General features: G+C 62.2%; 18 protein-coding genes. 10 read left to right on the top strand and 8 right to left on the bottom strand.

Features of this window, described 5'->3' with window-relative positions; all coding sequences use genetic code 11:
* The first annotated feature begins 91 nt into the window (after positions 1–91).
* From QFZ94_RS07390 to QFZ94_RS07375, 4 genes are all read left to right on the top strand, one after another.
* Positions 92–1135, top strand: a complete 1044-nt coding sequence (locus tag QFZ94_RS07390) for an alpha/beta fold hydrolase (protein ID WP_429456046.1) — start codon at positions 92–94, stop codon at positions 1133–1135.
* Positions 1136–1516: 381 nt separating this feature from the next.
* Positions 1517–1864 (top strand): DUF4148 domain-containing protein, encoded by a 348-nt coding sequence (locus QFZ94_RS07385; RefSeq protein WP_368624112.1) that lies wholly within the window; start codon positions 1517–1519, stop codon positions 1862–1864.
* Positions 1865–1904: 40 nt separating this feature from the next.
* Complete coding sequence (locus QFZ94_RS07380) at positions 1905–2252, top strand: DUF4148 domain-containing protein (protein WP_429456045.1); 348 nt, start codon at positions 1905–1907, stop codon at positions 2250–2252.
* An 87-nt stretch (positions 2253–2339) separates the two neighbouring features.
* Positions 2340–3128: an alpha/beta fold hydrolase gene (locus QFZ94_RS07375; protein ID WP_429456044.1), complete on the top strand. Its 789-nt coding sequence runs from the start codon at positions 2340–2342 to the stop codon at positions 3126–3128.
* Between the two features lie 21 nt (positions 3129–3149).
* Here QFZ94_RS07375 and QFZ94_RS07370 read toward each other — a convergent pair whose 3' ends face one another.
* A complete protein-coding gene (locus QFZ94_RS07370; RefSeq protein ID WP_013092527.1) occupies positions 3150–3623 on the bottom strand; it encodes an Lrp/AsnC family transcriptional regulator in 474 nt (157 codons plus the stop codon).
* Positions 3624–3959: 336 nt separating this feature from the next.
* Here QFZ94_RS07370 and QFZ94_RS07365 point away from each other — a divergent pair, with 336 nt between their 5' ends.
* Positions 3960–4589: a LysE family translocator gene (locus QFZ94_RS07365; protein ID WP_429456043.1), complete on the top strand. Its 630-nt coding sequence runs from the start codon at positions 3960–3962 to the stop codon at positions 4587–4589.
* 238 nt (positions 4590–4827) lie between these two features.
* Here the strand turns inward: QFZ94_RS07365 and QFZ94_RS07360 are convergent, their stop codons facing one another.
* From QFZ94_RS07360 to QFZ94_RS07335, 6 genes are all read right to left on the bottom strand, one after another.
* Entirely contained in the window at positions 4828–5628 is an 801-nt protein-coding gene (locus QFZ94_RS07360; protein ID WP_368582967.1) for an SDR family oxidoreductase, read from the bottom strand.
* 105 nt (positions 5629–5733) lie between these two features.
* Positions 5734–5889, bottom strand: a complete 156-nt coding sequence (locus tag QFZ94_RS07355; protein WP_013092523.1) for a DUF3309 family protein — start codon at positions 5887–5889, stop codon at positions 5734–5736.
* A gap of 227 nt (positions 5890–6116) precedes the next feature.
* Positions 6117–6326 carry a hypothetical protein gene (locus QFZ94_RS07350; protein WP_429456042.1) on the bottom strand — a complete coding sequence of 70 codons (210 nt, stop codon included), beginning with the start codon at positions 6324–6326 and terminating at the stop codon, positions 6117–6119.
* 344 nt (positions 6327–6670) lie between these two features.
* Positions 6671–6889, bottom strand: coding sequence for a hypothetical protein (locus QFZ94_RS07345; RefSeq protein WP_429456041.1), 219 nt, complete (start codon positions 6887–6889; stop codon positions 6671–6673).
* A gap of 195 nt (positions 6890–7084) precedes the next feature.
* A complete protein-coding gene (locus tag QFZ94_RS07340) occupies positions 7085–7384 on the bottom strand; it encodes a hypothetical protein (protein WP_410851150.1) in 300 nt (99 codons plus the stop codon).
* 88 nt (positions 7385–7472) lie between these two features.
* Positions 7473–7742 carry a hypothetical protein gene (locus tag QFZ94_RS07335; protein WP_368582962.1) on the bottom strand — a complete coding sequence of 90 codons (270 nt, stop codon included), beginning with the start codon at positions 7740–7742 and terminating at the stop codon, positions 7473–7475.
* 433 nt (positions 7743–8175) lie between these two features.
* Here QFZ94_RS07335 and QFZ94_RS07330 point away from each other — a divergent pair, with 433 nt between their 5' ends.
* The gene (locus tag QFZ94_RS07330; RefSeq protein WP_429456040.1) at positions 8176–10335 is read left to right on the top strand and encodes a protein kinase domain-containing protein; all 2160 of its coding nucleotides are present in this window, start codon (positions 8176–8178) and stop codon (positions 10333–10335) included.
* Between the two features lie 28 nt (positions 10336–10363).
* On the opposite strand, the gene QFZ94_RS07325 is transcribed toward QFZ94_RS07330, so the two are convergent.
* Positions 10364–12394, bottom strand: coding sequence for an SUMF1/EgtB/PvdO family nonheme iron enzyme (locus QFZ94_RS07325; protein ID WP_429456039.1), 2031 nt, complete (start codon positions 12392–12394; stop codon positions 10364–10366).
* Between the two features lie 422 nt (positions 12395–12816).
* On the opposite strand from QFZ94_RS07325, the gene QFZ94_RS07320 reads away from it, so the two are divergent.
* From QFZ94_RS07320 to QFZ94_RS07305, 4 genes are all read left to right on the top strand, one after another.
* Positions 12817–13209, top strand: a complete 393-nt coding sequence (locus QFZ94_RS07320) for a DUF4399 domain-containing protein (RefSeq protein WP_429457734.1) — start codon at positions 12817–12819, stop codon at positions 13207–13209.
* Between the two features lie 46 nt (positions 13210–13255).
* Positions 13256–13693: a DUF4399 domain-containing protein gene (locus tag QFZ94_RS07315; protein WP_368582957.1), complete on the top strand. Its 438-nt coding sequence runs from the start codon at positions 13256–13258 to the stop codon at positions 13691–13693.
* A 251-nt stretch (positions 13694–13944) separates the two neighbouring features.
* The gene (locus tag QFZ94_RS07310) at positions 13945–14229 is read left to right on the top strand and encodes a hypothetical protein (RefSeq protein ID WP_176106806.1); all 285 of its coding nucleotides are present in this window, start codon (positions 13945–13947) and stop codon (positions 14227–14229) included.
* 315 nt (positions 14230–14544) lie between these two features.
* On the top strand, positions 14545–15957 hold the full coding sequence (locus QFZ94_RS07305; RefSeq protein ID WP_368583209.1) for an efflux transporter outer membrane subunit: 1413 nt from the start codon (positions 14545–14547) through the stop codon (positions 15955–15957).
* Positions 15958–15965: the final 8 nt, after the last annotated feature.

Below are 15965 nucleotides of genomic sequence, written 5' to 3'. Positions count from 1 at the left end.
GACAGCCTGAGCTGTCACCATTCATCTCAAGCAGTGTTCGATTCGTTTATTCCAAATTCCGTATCAAAGCCTGGCTTGAAGGAGAACAACCATGTCGGATCAGATCAATAGCCGTCGCCGCCGCTTTCTTGGAACGGCGGTTGCGGGTATCAGCCTGCTCGAATTGGGACTGAGCGGGCTCGCGCATGCGCAATCGGCCGACACGGCCGGCAATGCGAGAGCAGGCGCGCGCGTGGCGTCGTTCGAGAACATTCGCTCGATCAATGCAGGCACGCTGAGCATCAGCTACGCGGAAGCGGGCCCGCAGAACGGACCAGTGGTCATTCTGCTGCACGGCTGGCCTTACGACATCTACAGCTTCGCCGAAGTAACGCCGTTGCTGACGGCGGCCGGTTATCGCGTGATCGTGCCTTACCTGCGCGGCTACGGCGGCACCCGTTTCCTGTCGGCGGATACGCCGCGCAACGGCCAGCAGGCAGTGGTCGCGGTCGACATCATCAACCTGATGGACGCGCTGAAAATCGACAAGGCCGTGCTCGGCGGCTTCGACTGGGGCGCACGCACGGTGAACATCGTCGCCGCGCTGTGGCCGCAACGCGTGAAGGCGATGGTGTCGGTGAGTGGTTATCTGATCGGCAGCCAGGAGGCTAACCGCGCGCCGTTGCCGCCGAAGGCCGAACTCGCGTGGTGGTATCAGTTCTATTTCGCCACCGAGCGTGGCCGTGCCGGTTATGAAGCGAACCGTCACGACTTCAACAAGCTGATCTGGCATACCGCCTCGCCGAAATGGAATTTCGACGACGCCACCTTCGAGCGCTCCGCAGAATCGTTCAATAACCCGGACCATGTTGCCGTGGTGATTCACAGCTACCGCTGGCGTCTGGGACTCGCGCAGGGCGAGCCGCAATACGACGAACTCGAAAAGCGCCTCGCCACCGGACCGACGATCGCGGTGCCGACCATCACGCTCGAAGGCGACGCGAACGGCGCCGCGCATCCGGAGCCCGCTGCATACGCGAAGAAGTTCACCGGCAAGTATCAGCACCGCAACATCAGCGGCGGCATCGGCCACAACCTGCCGCAGGAAGCGCCGAAAGCTTTCGCGGATGCGATTCTCGACGTCACGCGCCTTTGATCGAGCCGGCGTTAGCCGGCTTCTCTCTTCTGAACGGAACCCCGGTAGCCGAACGCACGGCTGCCGGGTTTTTTTTCATGGGCGGGCCATTTGCAGCACACGCGCAACTCGCACGACGCATGCGACGCCGGCCCTGCGCCGCATGTTCGGAAGCGGGGTTTTGTATCGCAATGTATCAACGGCGTACGCAGACAAACACGCTTGCAGAAATGGGGGGTGACGAAAACATTGCAGATACGTTGGGGCGTTCTAATGTCTTCACGCAAGGTTGATTCACAACGTTGCGTGTGAATCAGGCGGGGCGTCACAGTGTATCTGCGCTGATGGTTTTGTGTCCCGCTCAATCCTTATCCCTGATGGTTTGATACCCGGAGAAGACTCATGAAACTCGTTCAATCGCTGATCGTCGCTGCACTCGTCGCCGCTCCTGTTGTTTCGTTCGCGCAATCGCAACCGCAACAGGCGCTCACTCGTGCTGAAGTTCGCGCGCAGGTGGTCCAGTTGCAGAAGGCCGGCTATAGCCCGGCTAGTGACAACGCGCAATACCCGCAGAACATCGAGGCAGCTGAAGCGCGTGTCAGCGCGGGCAACGACGCTACCGCTTACGGCGGTGTCGAGAACGGAAGCTCGGCGTCCAGCTCGCATGTGCCGATGAAGCATGCGGCCGCGCATAGCGCCAACGACGGCTCGAACGTCGTCGGCCTCGGCTCCATCTACGCGCACTCCTGATTCGTTGATCCCTGAATGTTCTGATACCCGGAGAAGACTCATGAAACTCGTTCAATCGCTGCTCGTCGCCGCACTCGTTGCTGTTCCCGTTGTTTCGTTTGCGCAATCGCAACCGCAACACGCGCTCACTCGTGCTGAAGTTCGCGCGGAGCTGGTTCAATTGCAAAAGGCCGGCTACAACCCGGCCAGCGACAACACGCAATACCCGCAGAACATCGAGGCGGCCGAGGCGCGCATCAGCGCGAGCCATGACGCAGCCGCCTACGGCGGTGTCGCGAACGGCAGTTCGGCTTCGGGCTCGCACCTGCCGATGAAGCATGCGGCGGCGGATCGCGTGTATGACGGCTCCAACGTCGTCGGCCTCGGTTCCATCTACGCGCATTCGTGATCGATGCAAATGAGCAAGGCGTCCGCGCGCACCGATTCACGTCGACGCGCGGACGCCTTGTTTAACCCACCTGACGAGATATAAACGATGACCACGCTGCTGAAGAAAATTCTCGGTTCCGTTCTGTTGCTGGGCGGACTGTTCGCATTGCAGGCCACGGAGTTCGCTCAGGCTGCGCCGTCCGACGACCTGAAGGGCAAGAACGTCGTACTCGTCCATGGCGCTTTCGCCGACGGGTCCAGCTGGGACAAGGTGATCCCGTTGCTCGAAGCGCGCGGCCTGCATGTCGTGGCCGTGCAGAATCCGCTGAGTTCGCTCGCCGACGACGTGGCGGCCACCCGGCGCGTGATCGCGCAGCAGAACGGACCTGTGATTCTGGTCGGCCATTCATGGGGCGGCGTGGTGGTCAGCGAAGCCGGCAACGACGACAAGGTGAAGAGCCTCGTATACGTCGCGGCATTTGCGCCGGACAACAGCCAGTCCATCGCCGACATCACGAAAGACAAACCCGCGCCGGTCTGGGCTGATGAGTTGCGCAAGGACTCGGCCGGTTATCTGACGCTATCGACCCACGCGGTGCTCGACGACTTCGCGCAGGATCTGCCGCTGCCGCAGAAACGCCTGATCGCGGCGACCCAGCAGCCGTGGGCCGCTGGCTGTATCGACGACAAGGTGACGAACGCCGCCTGGCATGACAAGCCGTCGTACTTCGTGGTGTCGGGCCGCGACCGCATGATCGATCCGGCCTTGCAACTCGAGATGGCGAAGCACATCGACGCGAAGATCACGCGCGTCGACACGAGCCATGTCGCGATGCTGAGTCAGCCGCAAGCGGTGGCCGATGCGATCATCGCCGCCTCGAGGGACGCGCGTTAAAACGCGCAGTCTGATCGCCAATCAGATTGCGATCGACGGAATGCTCTTCATGCAGCGCAGCGCGAACATCGAGCGGCTATGGCGAATGCCTGCGATCTTGTAGAGCTTTTCTCGCAGAAAGCGTTCGTAGCCGGCGGTGCCGTCTACCGCGACCTTGACCAGGTAGTCGTAATCGCCAGACACCAGGTACGCTTCGAGTACTTCGCTGAGCGTGGCGAGCTCGGCGCCGAAGCGCGCGAGCGCGTCTTCGTCGTGGCGGTCGAGCGTGACTTCGAGCAGCACGACGTCCGCGAAACCGAGCTTCTGCTGATCGAGCAACGCGACATAGCCGCGGATATACCCTTCGTTTTCGAGCTGCCGCGTGCGATTCCAGCACGCGGTGGTCGACATGCCGACCAGTTCGGCAAGATCCGCATTACTGAGCCGGGCGTTCTTCTGAAGCTCGCGCATGATCTTGCGATCGAGCGCGTCGAGCGGGCGGTTTCGGGTGTTCATCAACGATATGGGAAGCATATTTTGCGGAACAATATTGTAAGTGAAGATCGTTCCGAATAGGCGGCATAAGCAGATGCGTTTAAGAAGCCTATCCAGCGGGGCTCCCGGTATATTTTCAGCGTGCATTCATGCCCGGGACAACCGCCCGGACCGCGGGCCTCGCGCCGGCGATCCTCCGTGGCCAAAAGCCGCTTTTTCGGTGTCTCGCCGCCTTCACGGTAAGGCGGCACGCGGGCGAATTCCGGCGTTACCCACGCCGGAAGACGCGCTCGCCGGGCATGGACGCATGTCGCCGCATGTGTCTATCGCAACTCTCTTTTGCCCGCTGATTCGCCGATGCCGATCCAGTTGTATGTTTCGTTTCTTCTCGCGTCCGCCGTACTCGTTTATTCGCCCGGCCCGGTCAATGTTCTTACGATGAGTCAGGCGCTTACCGCCGGATGGCGCGCGGCATTGCCCTGTGTATGGGGTGGCACCTGTGCGGTATTGCTGCAACTCGCTTTTACCGCGTTGTGTCTGAACTCGCTATTGCTGATCGATGAGCGCGCGCTAATCGTGCTGCGCTGGGCCGGCGCGATATATCTGGTTTATCTGGGCTTCAAACAATGGCGAAGCGGCACATTCTCGGCTTCTCCGCTTCCGGCAAAAAGCGCCGGACAACGCGGTTTGTTTTGGCGCGGCTTCGCGACGTCGGGCCTGAATCCGAAAACGCTATTGTTCTTTCCGTCTTTCTTTCCGCAGTTCATCAGTACTTCGTCGAATGAAGTCGATTGGTCGGCCAATCATCAATACCTGTTGCTGGCCAGTACTTTTGCGCTGATGTTCGCGTTGGGCGTCGCGTCGACGGCGATCTTCTCGCACCGTCTGCGCACGGTTTTGCAGCGCCCCTCGCGGTTGCGCGTCGTGAACCGCCTGATGGGTAGCTTGCTGGTCGGGATGGGCGCGCTGATGGCGGCGGTACGCTGACTACGAAACTAGCCGCATACCGCCGCCGCGGGAACAACGTCATCCTTATCGTCTGTACCGCGCGAGGTCAATGGAAAATGAGGTACAGGATGATCAGTACGATCAACGGAACGCCAAGCAGCCAGCCAATCAGGTAAGGCATGATGTCATCTCCTTTCGTATTGAAGTTCGAATACACAGGAGTTTTAGCAGGCAGCGTGCCTGAGTCGGAAAGGCACATGTGGTCACGTACGAAGCTTTAGCCGTTATTCGAAAAGCCCGGGTACAGCGTCATCCCGCCATCGACGAACAGCGTCGTGCCGACGACATAATCGCTTTCATCGGACGCAAGCCACACCGCCGCCTTGCCGATATCTTCCACGGCACCGACGCGTCCGTAGGGAATCAACTGCAATAGTTTGTCGAGTGCTGCTTGCGAATCCCACGCGTCCTGATTGATCCGCGTACGGATCGCGCCCGGCGCAATCGAATTGACGCGAATGCGCTCGGGTGCCACTTCCTGCGCCAGCGATTTCATGAACATCTGAATGCCGCCTTTCGACGCGGCGTAATTGACGTGCCCCGCCCACGGAATGACCTCGTGAACGGAACTCATGCAAATGATCTTGCCGAGCGCTTTCGATACAGTCGTCGGGCCGCGTCGGCGAAATTCTTTTACCGCGGCCTGGCAGGTTAGAAACTGGCCGGTTAAATTCGTCGACAGCACGAGTTGCCAATCGTCGAGCGTCATGTCGGCGAGTGGACTGTCCTTCTGCAGTCCGGCATTCGCGACCACGATATCAATGCCGCCAAAGCGCGCGCGACCCGCCTCGAAGAGGTTCGCTACCTGAGAGGGATTCGATACGTCTGCCTGGATCGCGATTGCGGATCCACCGGATTTTTCTATTTCGTCGGCGAGCTTTTCATCAGGTTCCGCATGCGAATGATAATTGAGCACGACCGCCGCGCCGGCATCCGCGAGTGCTTTGGCGACGCCGTAGCCGATTCCCGAACTCGCACCGGTAATCAGTGCGACCTGATTGGCCAGTAACTTTTCCATTTGAGTGCTCCGGCAACGACGAGAAGCGAAGCCGCCATCTACCGGCGCGCGACATCGCGCGGATAGACGGCGGCCCGCCGGGTGTTCCAGTCCAGGACGCGCGGCCTATATCACGCCGGCAACCAGCAGAACGATCACCACGATCAGTACGATGCCGAGTCCGCCGGTCGGACCATAGCCCCACGCCCGACTGTGCGGCCACGCTGGAAAAGCGCCGATCAGCAGCAGAATCAGCACGATGAGAAGAATGGTTCCTAGCATGTTATGACCTCCGCCTGGTTGAAGGGGACCTGCTGCACCTAGGTCAGCCGCAAGGCCGCAGGGTAATCCCTAGCGAGCAAACCGCGTGCCCACGGCCGATCCGTTAAGAGGATCACGGTGACAGCGCAGGCCGCGTGCGGAGATTCGCGAGTCGATTGAAACGGCACCCATTGCGCTCAAAACATGAGGAGGGTGCCGTTTTTCCAATTGCGGACACGTCGCGCGTCCTATAGAAGGTAGGGTCCGTTGATGCGGCCTTCGAAGATCGCGGTGTTGATGTCCCAATCGTCGACGGTACCCGTGCCGCCACCGTCCACCTTGACGACTACCGATCGGCCGCCGCGCAGCGTCTTCATCTGTTCGGCGCTCAGCGTTTTGTCGTTGGATGGCTCGCCCGCGCCGAGCGGCAGGTCTTTGATGATCACAGTGGCTTTCATGGCATTTCTCCTTGACGTGAAAGGCGAGCACAGTGCGGCGCCCGCCTCGATTTCTGCAAGGCCTATGCCAAGGTGTGGGAAGTGAGCCGCAAAAGGGAGCGGGGGCCGCGATGCGAAGCCTGGCAAGGATCCGCGCGATAGCCGCATTGAATCAAGCCGGATACGACCGCGATTGCGAGTCGAAGTGTTTGCGCGCGTCGCACGGGTCGCATACTAATGGTTGGGGCGCAGCGCAACGTGCCGCGTGGCGAACCCTCCCATGCCATACTCAATCGCAAGCCCAAATGGAAACGGCACGCGCTATTTCCGCGTGCCGTGCTGGTGAAACGCCCCCGCGAGCAATCCTAGCGGCGTCGCCCTTTGCGCGGCGAAGCGGCTTCCGCGATACGCAGATGCGCGTCAGGAAAGCCCGGCGGGTATGCGACGACGCGCGTCGCGGCCGGCACCAGCGGCGCGGCGAGACTCGAACGCGCGCCGACGCGAGCGCCCCCGACGATGGCGGCCATCGCCTCGCGGTCCAGCTCGACGCTTTCGGTCAGATCCTTCATGCTCAGCTTGGCCATGACGGCTCCAGAAAAACGCGCCGGCGGCCAGACCCGTTCGGGTTCCGGCCGCCGGGCTCGGAATGTGCTCAGTGTGCTATTCGTTGTACTCAGGTCTCAACGCACTATCAGTATAGGAAATCCGCTCGCGGCATGCATTGCCGTGCTGCTGTCGCGGCAGTGAAGGAACCCCCGGTCCCTCGCTGCTTCGCGGGCTTACACGGCGGAGAGATTGGCGCCCGCCAGGATCGGGTCGACTTTCAGTTTCGGCAGCACGACGCCCGAGCCGATATAGCCGATGTCATTGAGCGCTGCGACATTGACGATCTGCTGTTGAGCCAGATTCTGGGTGACGTTGACATTGACGTTGACGTTGGCGATGCCGGCAAGGCTGCCGAGACCACCAGGGCCCGAGGGCATGGGCACGTTGCTGCCGGTGCCGCCTGCGATCCCGGACATGGTCCGGCGATCGAGTTCGCGCGCGCCGGGCAGATCGCGAATCATGAGGGATGACATGGCGTTTCTCCTAAAACGTATGGAAAGCGGACATGCATGGCTGGCGGCGAAGCGGCCCGCGACAGCAGGCGCCTCGCCGCGCCATGCATTAGTGGCCGTTGGAGTTGCTCGACACGACATACGGGCTGAGCGTCGAGTCGATGCCTTCGGAGAACGCAACGTTGTTGCCATTGGCGTTCTGGAAGTTCAGTTCGTTACCGATGAATTGCGAGGTGGTGCTGTTCTTGATGCTCGTCGGCGCATAGACCGGGGCGAAGCTGTAGTACTGGCTGGGGCCATAGCCACCGCGTACGGCTTTCATGGCCTTGCTGTCGAGTTGTTCGGTAACGGACAGGTCTTTGATCATCAGCGTTTTCATGGTGAGTCTCCTGAGGGAAGTTTTCGCAGTGTCGCGAGTGGTTTCGAGCAATTCGTTTGCTCGGACATCACTAATGCACAGGCTGTGCCAGTCTTAATGAACTATCCTGAAGAAATCAACGAAGCCTTGTCGTATAAGGCTTTTGTGCGCGGTTCGGCCGCCGTGCCGGTCCGCTCGAACCGCGTTGACGCGCTAGAGGCGGTGGCGGCGGTCCGACATCGCGGCGGACCCTGTTGGCTCGCGCACGACATTGCGCGCGACACCATGCGGCGCGGCGCGCGGCCCATGCCTGGTTTGCCTGGTTTGCGAAAGCGCGGACCGGGAGCTAGTATCGAAACGGCACATGTAACTGGATACGACAGCTTCTCTATCGACCCGCGTGGCGTCGGTCGCATGCGACACGGTCCAGCGGCAACGGCGGTGCTTCGCAAAAATGGCTAGCCTTGCGCGTGTGATTCTCGACTTCCAGAGCGGCGAGCTATCGCGCGACGAGTTCGTCGCGCAGCTCGACAGCGCGTTGGCGACCGAGCAACTCGGTCCGACGCGGCTGCTGGAGACGCTATACGCTGCGCATCACAAGTCCCCGTTGCCCGACGATCTCTATCTGGAAGTGCGGCGGCGCATCGAGCTGCTGCGCGTGTCGAACGTCGCGGCAGGTGGCGACGAAACCGGCATACAGACCACGGTCGATCTACCGTCGCTGCGTTCGTCGAGCGCGGGTAGCGCTGGCAACGCGGGCAGCGCGAGTACCGCCGGAAGCGCCGCGCACGAGACCATCAAAGGCATCGGCGATACGCTGAACAACCGCTTCGTGCTCGAAGAGTGCCTCGGCGTAGGCGGCATGGGCACCGTCTACAAGGCGCTCGATCTGCGCAAGCTCGAAGCGTCGGACCGCAAGCCCTATCTCGCGATCAAGGTGCTGAACGTCCAGTTTCGCGGCAATCCGAATTCGCTGGTCGCATTGCAGCGCGAGGCACGCAAGGCGCAGGTGCTCGCCCATCGCAACATCATCACCGTGTACGACTTCGACCGCGACGGACCGATCGTCTATCTGACGATGGAGTACCTGAGCGGCAAACCGCTGAGCCAGCTGCTGCGCACGCCTGGATATCAGGGCATGCCGGTGCGGGCCGCGCTGCCGATCGTGCGCGGCATGTGCGCGGCGCTCGCGTACGCGCACGAGCGCGGCTTCGTCCATTGCGATTTCAAACCCGCGAACGTGTTTCTGACCACCAATGCCGAAGTAAAAGTGATCGACTTCGGCATCGCGCGCGTATTCCAGCGGCCGGAAGAGGAGAGCGACGCGACGGTGTTCGATCCCGGCAGTCTCGGCGCGTTGACGCCGGCCTATGCGAGTCCTGAGATGATCGAGCATCGCGAGCCGGACCCGCGCGACGATATCTACGCGCTTGGCTGCATCACTTACGAGCTGTTGACCGGACATCATCCGTTCGATCGCCTGTCGGCCACGCAGGCGCGCAATGCCGACTTCAAGCCTCAGCGTCCGCCGAATCTCGATGCGCGCCAATGGCGCGCGTTGCGTGCCGCGTTGTCGTTCGATCGCAATACGCGGATGCCGAGCGTCGTGCGCTTTATCGCAGAGTTCGACAATGAAGCGCGCGCGGAGAAGTCCGGGTCGCTCGCGTGGGCCGGGCTCGCTACTCTGGCCGTCGTTTGCGCGGTTACCGTGGGCGTGTTCGCGGTTCGCTCGGGGTCACACCGGCAGCAGGCCGCGCCATCCGAGGCGGCGGGACCGCTGGGCGACCAGGTCGATCGGGCGGCTGCGGCGTCCGCTGCCGCGCCTGCGACGAATGCCGCACAAACGGCGCCGTCGGCTGGCGCGAATGAAGGAAGTCCTACAACGGGTGGCGCGGCCGCAACCGCGCCTCCGTCGCCCGCGACCAGGCCCGCGTTGACGCTTGCTGCGATCGCGCCCACGCTTGCCCGCGTACCGTGTTCGGCTTTATCGGGCGCGGTGCAGGACCACGCACTGACGGTGCGCGGTTTCCTGTCGCAGCGGTACGGCGCCGCGCGTCTGCAGGAGACCTTGTCGCGGCTGCCTGGCGTCGATACGGTTTCGCTCGACGTGCGGCCGCTCGCCGACGACAAATGCGACGTCGTCAAAACGCTTGCGCCGTTTCTGGTGCGCAACTGGCAGGCGGGACGGGCAGCGTCGCTGCACATGCGACCGCCAAGCGGTTTGCTGACCGAGAACGACTCGCTGGTGGTCGACCTCAAAGCGCCCCCGTTCGATTCCTTCGCGACCGTCGACTACTACCAGCTAGACGGCCACGTCGTGCACATGGTGCCCAGCCGTCTGTGGCCGGACAACCAGATGCAGGCCAATGGCGGTCCATACACGATCGGCAGCACTGCGGGCGATTGGACGGTATCGAAGCCGTTCGGCTCGGAGATGGTGGTGCTGGTGGTGACGCCGGTGCCGCTGTTCGACAAGCTGCGCCCGGAAAGCGAAGCGCGCGCCGATTATCTGCGCGCGCTCGAGACGCGGTTGAAGCAGATCGGCGGCCAATACGGTCAGGATCGTCTGTTGGCGGACTTTGCGCCGATCACGACCAAACCCGCCAAGCCATGATCCGTCAGAGAGCCAATCGAAACGGCCCTCAGCGCAGATCTTTGACGACGCGAAAACCGTTCTGCGATTGACGCACGCCCGCGCTGTATTTGAAGCGCGTCGCGCTGAGCATGTAGTCGCCGCCTTCGCGCCATGAGCCGCCGCGAATCGCGCGCATCTCGCAGCCGGGCGTGTCCCACGCATGGCCGTCGACGGGTGCGCCCTGATAGGAGTTGTGCCAGCAGTCGGCGGTCCACTCCCAGACGCCGCCGTTCATGTCGTACAGACCCAAAGGATTCGCGGCGAACGTGCCGACGCTTTCCGGTCCTTCCTTGTGCCAAGGGTCGCCGCAGTCCTTGCAATTGGCGTTGCCCTTGCGCATCTGATCGCCCCACCAGTACGCGGTCGTGGTGCCGGCGCGGTCCGCGTATTCCCATTCGGCTTCGGTCGGCAGACGGTACGGTTTGCCGGTCGTTTTGGTGAGCCATTTGACGTACTGCTGCGCGTCGTCCCAACTCAGATCGCGCGCGGGTGCGGTCTTGATGCTATTGCTCTCCGGGGTCAGCTTCTGGCATGCGCCGGCGGCGACGCACGCATTCCATTGCTCGACCGTCACCGGGAATTTGCCGATCGCGAAGGGTGCGCCGATGCTCACGTGATGGACGGGCTTTTCCGACGGATCGTCGGTATTGCTGCCCATTGCGAACGAGCCGGCGGGTACCGCGACCATGATCGGACAGGCGGCGCAGTCGCGGATTTCACCGGCGGTCGGCGGATGGGCGACGGTCTTTTCGGCGAATGGCGCGGCGGCGGCCGTGGCGGGCGGCGTCGGCGCCGGGGCGGCAGCGGGGCGCGGTGGTGGCGGCGCGGCCGCGCTCGCTTGCGCCGTGGGACGCGCGGCCTGAGCAGGTGGCGCGGGTGGCGCGACGTGACCGCTCTGCGCCGCGGGCGCTGCGGGCGGCGCAGCACTCACCGCCGGAGTCGATGCCGCCGCGCGCAATCGATCGATACGCGCATGCGCGAGCGTGGCGAAGCGGCCATTCGGATAGGCCTTCAGATAAGCCTCGTAATCGGCTGGGTAGTTGCTGTCCTTGATCGACTCCCAGAACGTGATTTCGTATTGTTCGCCGCTTTCCTTCGGCATGATGCCGCGACTGCGCGGTGTAATGGCGCGATCGTCCGACGTAATCGACGACGCGATAGTGCGTTCGCCACTCGTGGGAATGGAAGTACGGGCCACGGAGAGCCACGGCTGCTGCGCTCCGCGTGTGGCGGCGCGAACTTCGGCGGCGACGTGCCGGAACAGCGCGGCGAGCGATCGGGACGATGCGTCGGCATCATCGAGCGCTTGCAGCAACGCACCCGTGTAGACGCCATGCCGCGGACCGTCCGCCGCGAATCCACCCGGCGCGGTTGCGTACGCAATCACGGTGTTGGCAGCGATCTTCGGTTGATCGATTGCAATCCCGGCGGGCATAAACGGATTGTCGAGGCAGGTATCGAGAATCACCAGATTGAGCTGGCCGGCGCGAGCGGATTGCATCGCCTGCAAGACGGTATTCAGTTCGACGCCGTTATTCAAGAGCGACACCGGTGCACGGTTATCGGCTCGCGCATCGAGTCCCGCCGGCAAAAGCAGCGTTTGTCCGGCCAACTGCATGCCGTGTCCGGCGAAATAGAACAGCCCGATATCGCCAGTTTTCAAACGTCGGTGAAATTCGTCGATCGCCGCGCGCATTTGCGGCGGCGTCGCATTCGTGCGGGTGATCACTTCGAAGCCACGCGCACGGAGTGCAGCGCCGATCGATTCGGCGTCGCGCGGCGCGTTAGCGCGAATCGGGTTAGTGGCGTCGCCGTATTCGCCATTTCCGATCACAAGCGCGATACGCCGCGAATGGGTGCCGTCGCGTGACGAAACAAAGGGTGAAAGGAGCAAAGCGGTATCCGCCGGCCGCCCCGGTTCACTCGTCACCGAACCCGCACTCGGCTCGATGAATTCGCGTTGCGTCGTGGCACCGGCGCTATCCCACTGCGCCTGGATTGCCCCAACCACGCACACCAGCAGGAATCGTCGCCACATCGTTTTATCCTGTTTGTACCGGACAGAATTCAGGCATTCGCGCACCACGATCGCGCTGTCCGCGCTCATTATTAACGATAGCACGCGCTTCGCGTCATAACTGTCCGGGAGTCCTGAACGCGTCATACGGTTAACGAGCATTGCGTATCTTTTTAGCAAGTTAAGTTCTAAGCTGATTCACAAAGTCACCTCACACGGCCGTTTTAACTAGGTGGCTGTCTACCGGTTGCAATCCGCGACAAGCCGCTCGAACACCCGGATGGCCATCGATAGCCGGGCCCAGCCATGACTCCTGTTCGGGAGAGTGCGCTATGCGAAGAACCCGTGTTTCCTCTCTTTTCGGCAGACGTGATCTCGCGCAAGCGCATTGCGGCGGATTGCGCGCGGCGGTGTGCGCGACGCTCGTCGCGGTGTGCGTCGGCATGGGAACGGGTGGCGTCGCGCGCGCCGAGCAGACGGCGTCACCGCCGGGGGCCGAGGAGTACATCATCTGGCCGTCGGATGGCGCGGTGATTCACGGCGGCAAGCTGTGGGTGCGCATGGGGCTGCGAAATATGGGCGTGTGTCCGAAGGGCATCGCGTTTCCGAATACCGGCCACCATCATCTGCTGGTCGACACGGATTTGCCCGCGCTCGACCAGGAGATTCCATCGGATCGCCAGCACCTGCATTTCGGCGCGGGCGAAACCGACGCGCGCATCGAGTTGCCGCCCGGCAAGCACACGCTGCAGCTGATTCTCGGCGACCATAATCACGTGCCGCACAACCCGCCGGTGTATTCGAAGAAGATCACCATCACCGTGCTAAAAGACTAACGCGATCCGTTGGTTCGAACTGGTCAAGCCGGAACGGAGAGTCCTGATGAACAAGATCATTGCGGCCGCGGCATTCGTCGCGGCGGCGCTGACGGCATCGACAGCGCCGCAGGGTGGGTGGGCAGCGACGCCGTCGCCGCCCAGCGCATACGCGTATATCGGTTATCCGAACGATGGCCAGGTGGTGCCCGCCAATAAGCCGTTTCGCGTGTGGTTCGGCTTGCGCTTCATGGGCGTCGCGCCGAAAGGCGTGAAGTACCCGAACACCGGTCACCACCATCTTCTGATCGATAGCGAGCTGCCGCCGCTGGATCAGGAGATACCCTCGGATCGCCATCATCTGCATTTCGGCGCGGGCGAAACGGAAACGATGATTTCATTGCCGCCTGGCAGGCATACGTTGCAGCTGTTGATGGGCGACGACATGCATATACCGCACAGCCCGCCCGTGTATTCGAAGAAGATCACGGTGATCGCGCGCTGACTGTCATCATGCAGCCAACAATCCCGCGTGCGCTGTTGGCTGCGATCCACCATTCGCGAGCCCCGCTGCGCCGGTCGGTAGCGGCGCCACAGCGCCTGCGTTCCTCCAGGCCTTTACTGCAAGGCCCTGACGACGCGAATGTCGAAAGCGAAGCACTCCTGGCATAGCCCATGCATCAGTAGCGCCCGAGCAGACAAGTTGCTCGAACCCGACGCACCACGATGCGCTTTCCCTTTTCCAGGAGTTTTGCCATGAACACGCTAATGATCAAGGACCTGTCCAATACCGAACAACTCGACAGCAAGGCGATGAGCGCCGTGCGCGGCGGCAACAGCTACTACTGCCCGATGCCGTCGTACCTCAGCTATGCGCCCGTCTATGCGCCGACCAGCATCAAGAACATCTGCACGACGCAGTCGATCAACACGGAAATGAACATCCAGAGCGCGAACGGCAACAACTCGGCGCTGGTCAGCGGTACGACGACCTACATCGAACCGACCGTGTACTCGAGCAACGTCAACAACGTGAAGTGAGCGGCGCTCGCACGCGCGGCCCGAGCGGCCGCGTGTGTGCGCCCCAATAGCCGCGTCGCTCAAAAAGACAACGCATTCGATCGTCCTTTCCACGCATCCTTCGCGTATCCGCCGCTCCCCGCATCGAGATTTCCGCCGCTTCATCGCTGAAGCCGCGCGGAAGCGGCTCGGCCTGAAAAAACCGGCCATCTCGCGCGAAACAGGCGGGTGCAACTGGAGACAACCGTGTCAGCATCGCCGGATTCGTCGTTCGGTTTGTCGTGTGATTCGCCGGACCTTCAGCGGGTTTGTGCCGCCAGCACGGCGCCGCGCCAAATGGGCCGTGTGCTGCGCGGCCTCGGCGCCGCAACGATGTGCGCATTGGCGTTGAGTGCCTGCGTCGACGTCAGGATGCCGGCTTATCAACGGCCGGACACGCCGGCCAAGACATCGTGGTCGGATCGCCAGGGCGCGCCGGTATCGGCCGCGGAGACGATCGAGCGCGACTGGTGGAAGGGCTTCCAGGACCCGTATCTGGATACGCTGATCGACAAGGCTATCGACGGCAACTTCGATATCCGGGTGCTGGCCGCGCGTATCGAAGTCGCGCACACGCAGATCAGCGAGACGGGCGCGGCCGCCTTGCCGACCGCGGACCTCGGTGCCGGCGCGGACTACTCGAAGACGACCGGCCAGCCTTTGTCGAGGACCTACAACCTCGCGCTGCAGGTGAACTGGGACATCGACATCTGGGGCAAGGTCGAAAAAGGCGTGCAGGCACAAAAGGCCGAATTCCACGCGACCGAAGCGGATTGGCGCGCGGGGTATCTCGAACTCGTCGCGAACGTGGCCAGTACCTATTTCCAGATCCTGCAATTCGACGACCAGATCGCCCAGCAGCAAAAGACCATCGCCACGAATAAGCAAATCCTGACGATCTACGAAGGGCAGGCGCGCAACGGGATCGTGCCGCAAACGCAGGTGTTGCGCCAGCAGGCGGAGATCAACCGCCTCACCAACGATCTGTACGATCTGCGCCGCTCGCGGGCTGTTTCCGACAACGCACTGTGCACGTTGCTCGGCGTGCCGGCCGGCGAATTCCATGTGCCGCAGGGCCATTTGCAGGAGCGCGTGAAATTGCCGGGCGTGCCCGATGGTTTGCCCGCGCAATTGCTGTCGCGCCGCCCCGACGTGGTGGCGGCCGAATTCAGGGTGCTCGAAGCCTATGACCTCGTCGGTCAGTCGAAGCTCGCGCAATTGCCGAGCATCGGCCTGACCGCTCAGGGGGGCACGGCAAGCTATGCGCTCAACCAGCTGCTGAAGTCGTTCACGTTCGGGCTGATGCCAAGCATCAACTTTCCGCTGTTCGATCCGGGTGTGCGCGCTCATGTGAAGGTGAGCGAGGCGCAATCGAAAGTCGCCGAACAGCAATATCGGGTGGCCGTGATGGGAGCGTTCGAGGAAGTGGAGAACGCGCTCGTCAATCTGAGTGCGCATAAGGCGCAGCATGAGGAATTGCAGCAGCAGGTGGCGCGCTTGCAGATCGTCGCGGATCAGATCCAGTCGCAACTGCACCTTGGCGTCGTGTCGCAACTCGAGGTGTTCGAAGACGAGCGGACCCTGCTGCAGGCGCAACAGGCGTTGCTGGAAAACCACCAATTGATTCTGTCCGATACGGTGACGCTTTATAAGGCGCTCGGCGGTGGATGGCCCAGTGTCGACGTGCAGGCGCAGGCCAAAGAAAAGTAACGAAGCAT

The sequence above is a fragment of the Paraburkholderia sp. JPY465 genome (assembly GCF_050436725.1).
GTDB lineage: Bacteria > Pseudomonadota > Gammaproteobacteria > Burkholderiales > Burkholderiaceae > Paraburkholderia > Paraburkholderia youngii.
The sequence above is the reverse complement of the archived record's forward strand: the minus strand, read 5'-3'. Positions and strand labels throughout refer to the sequence as shown.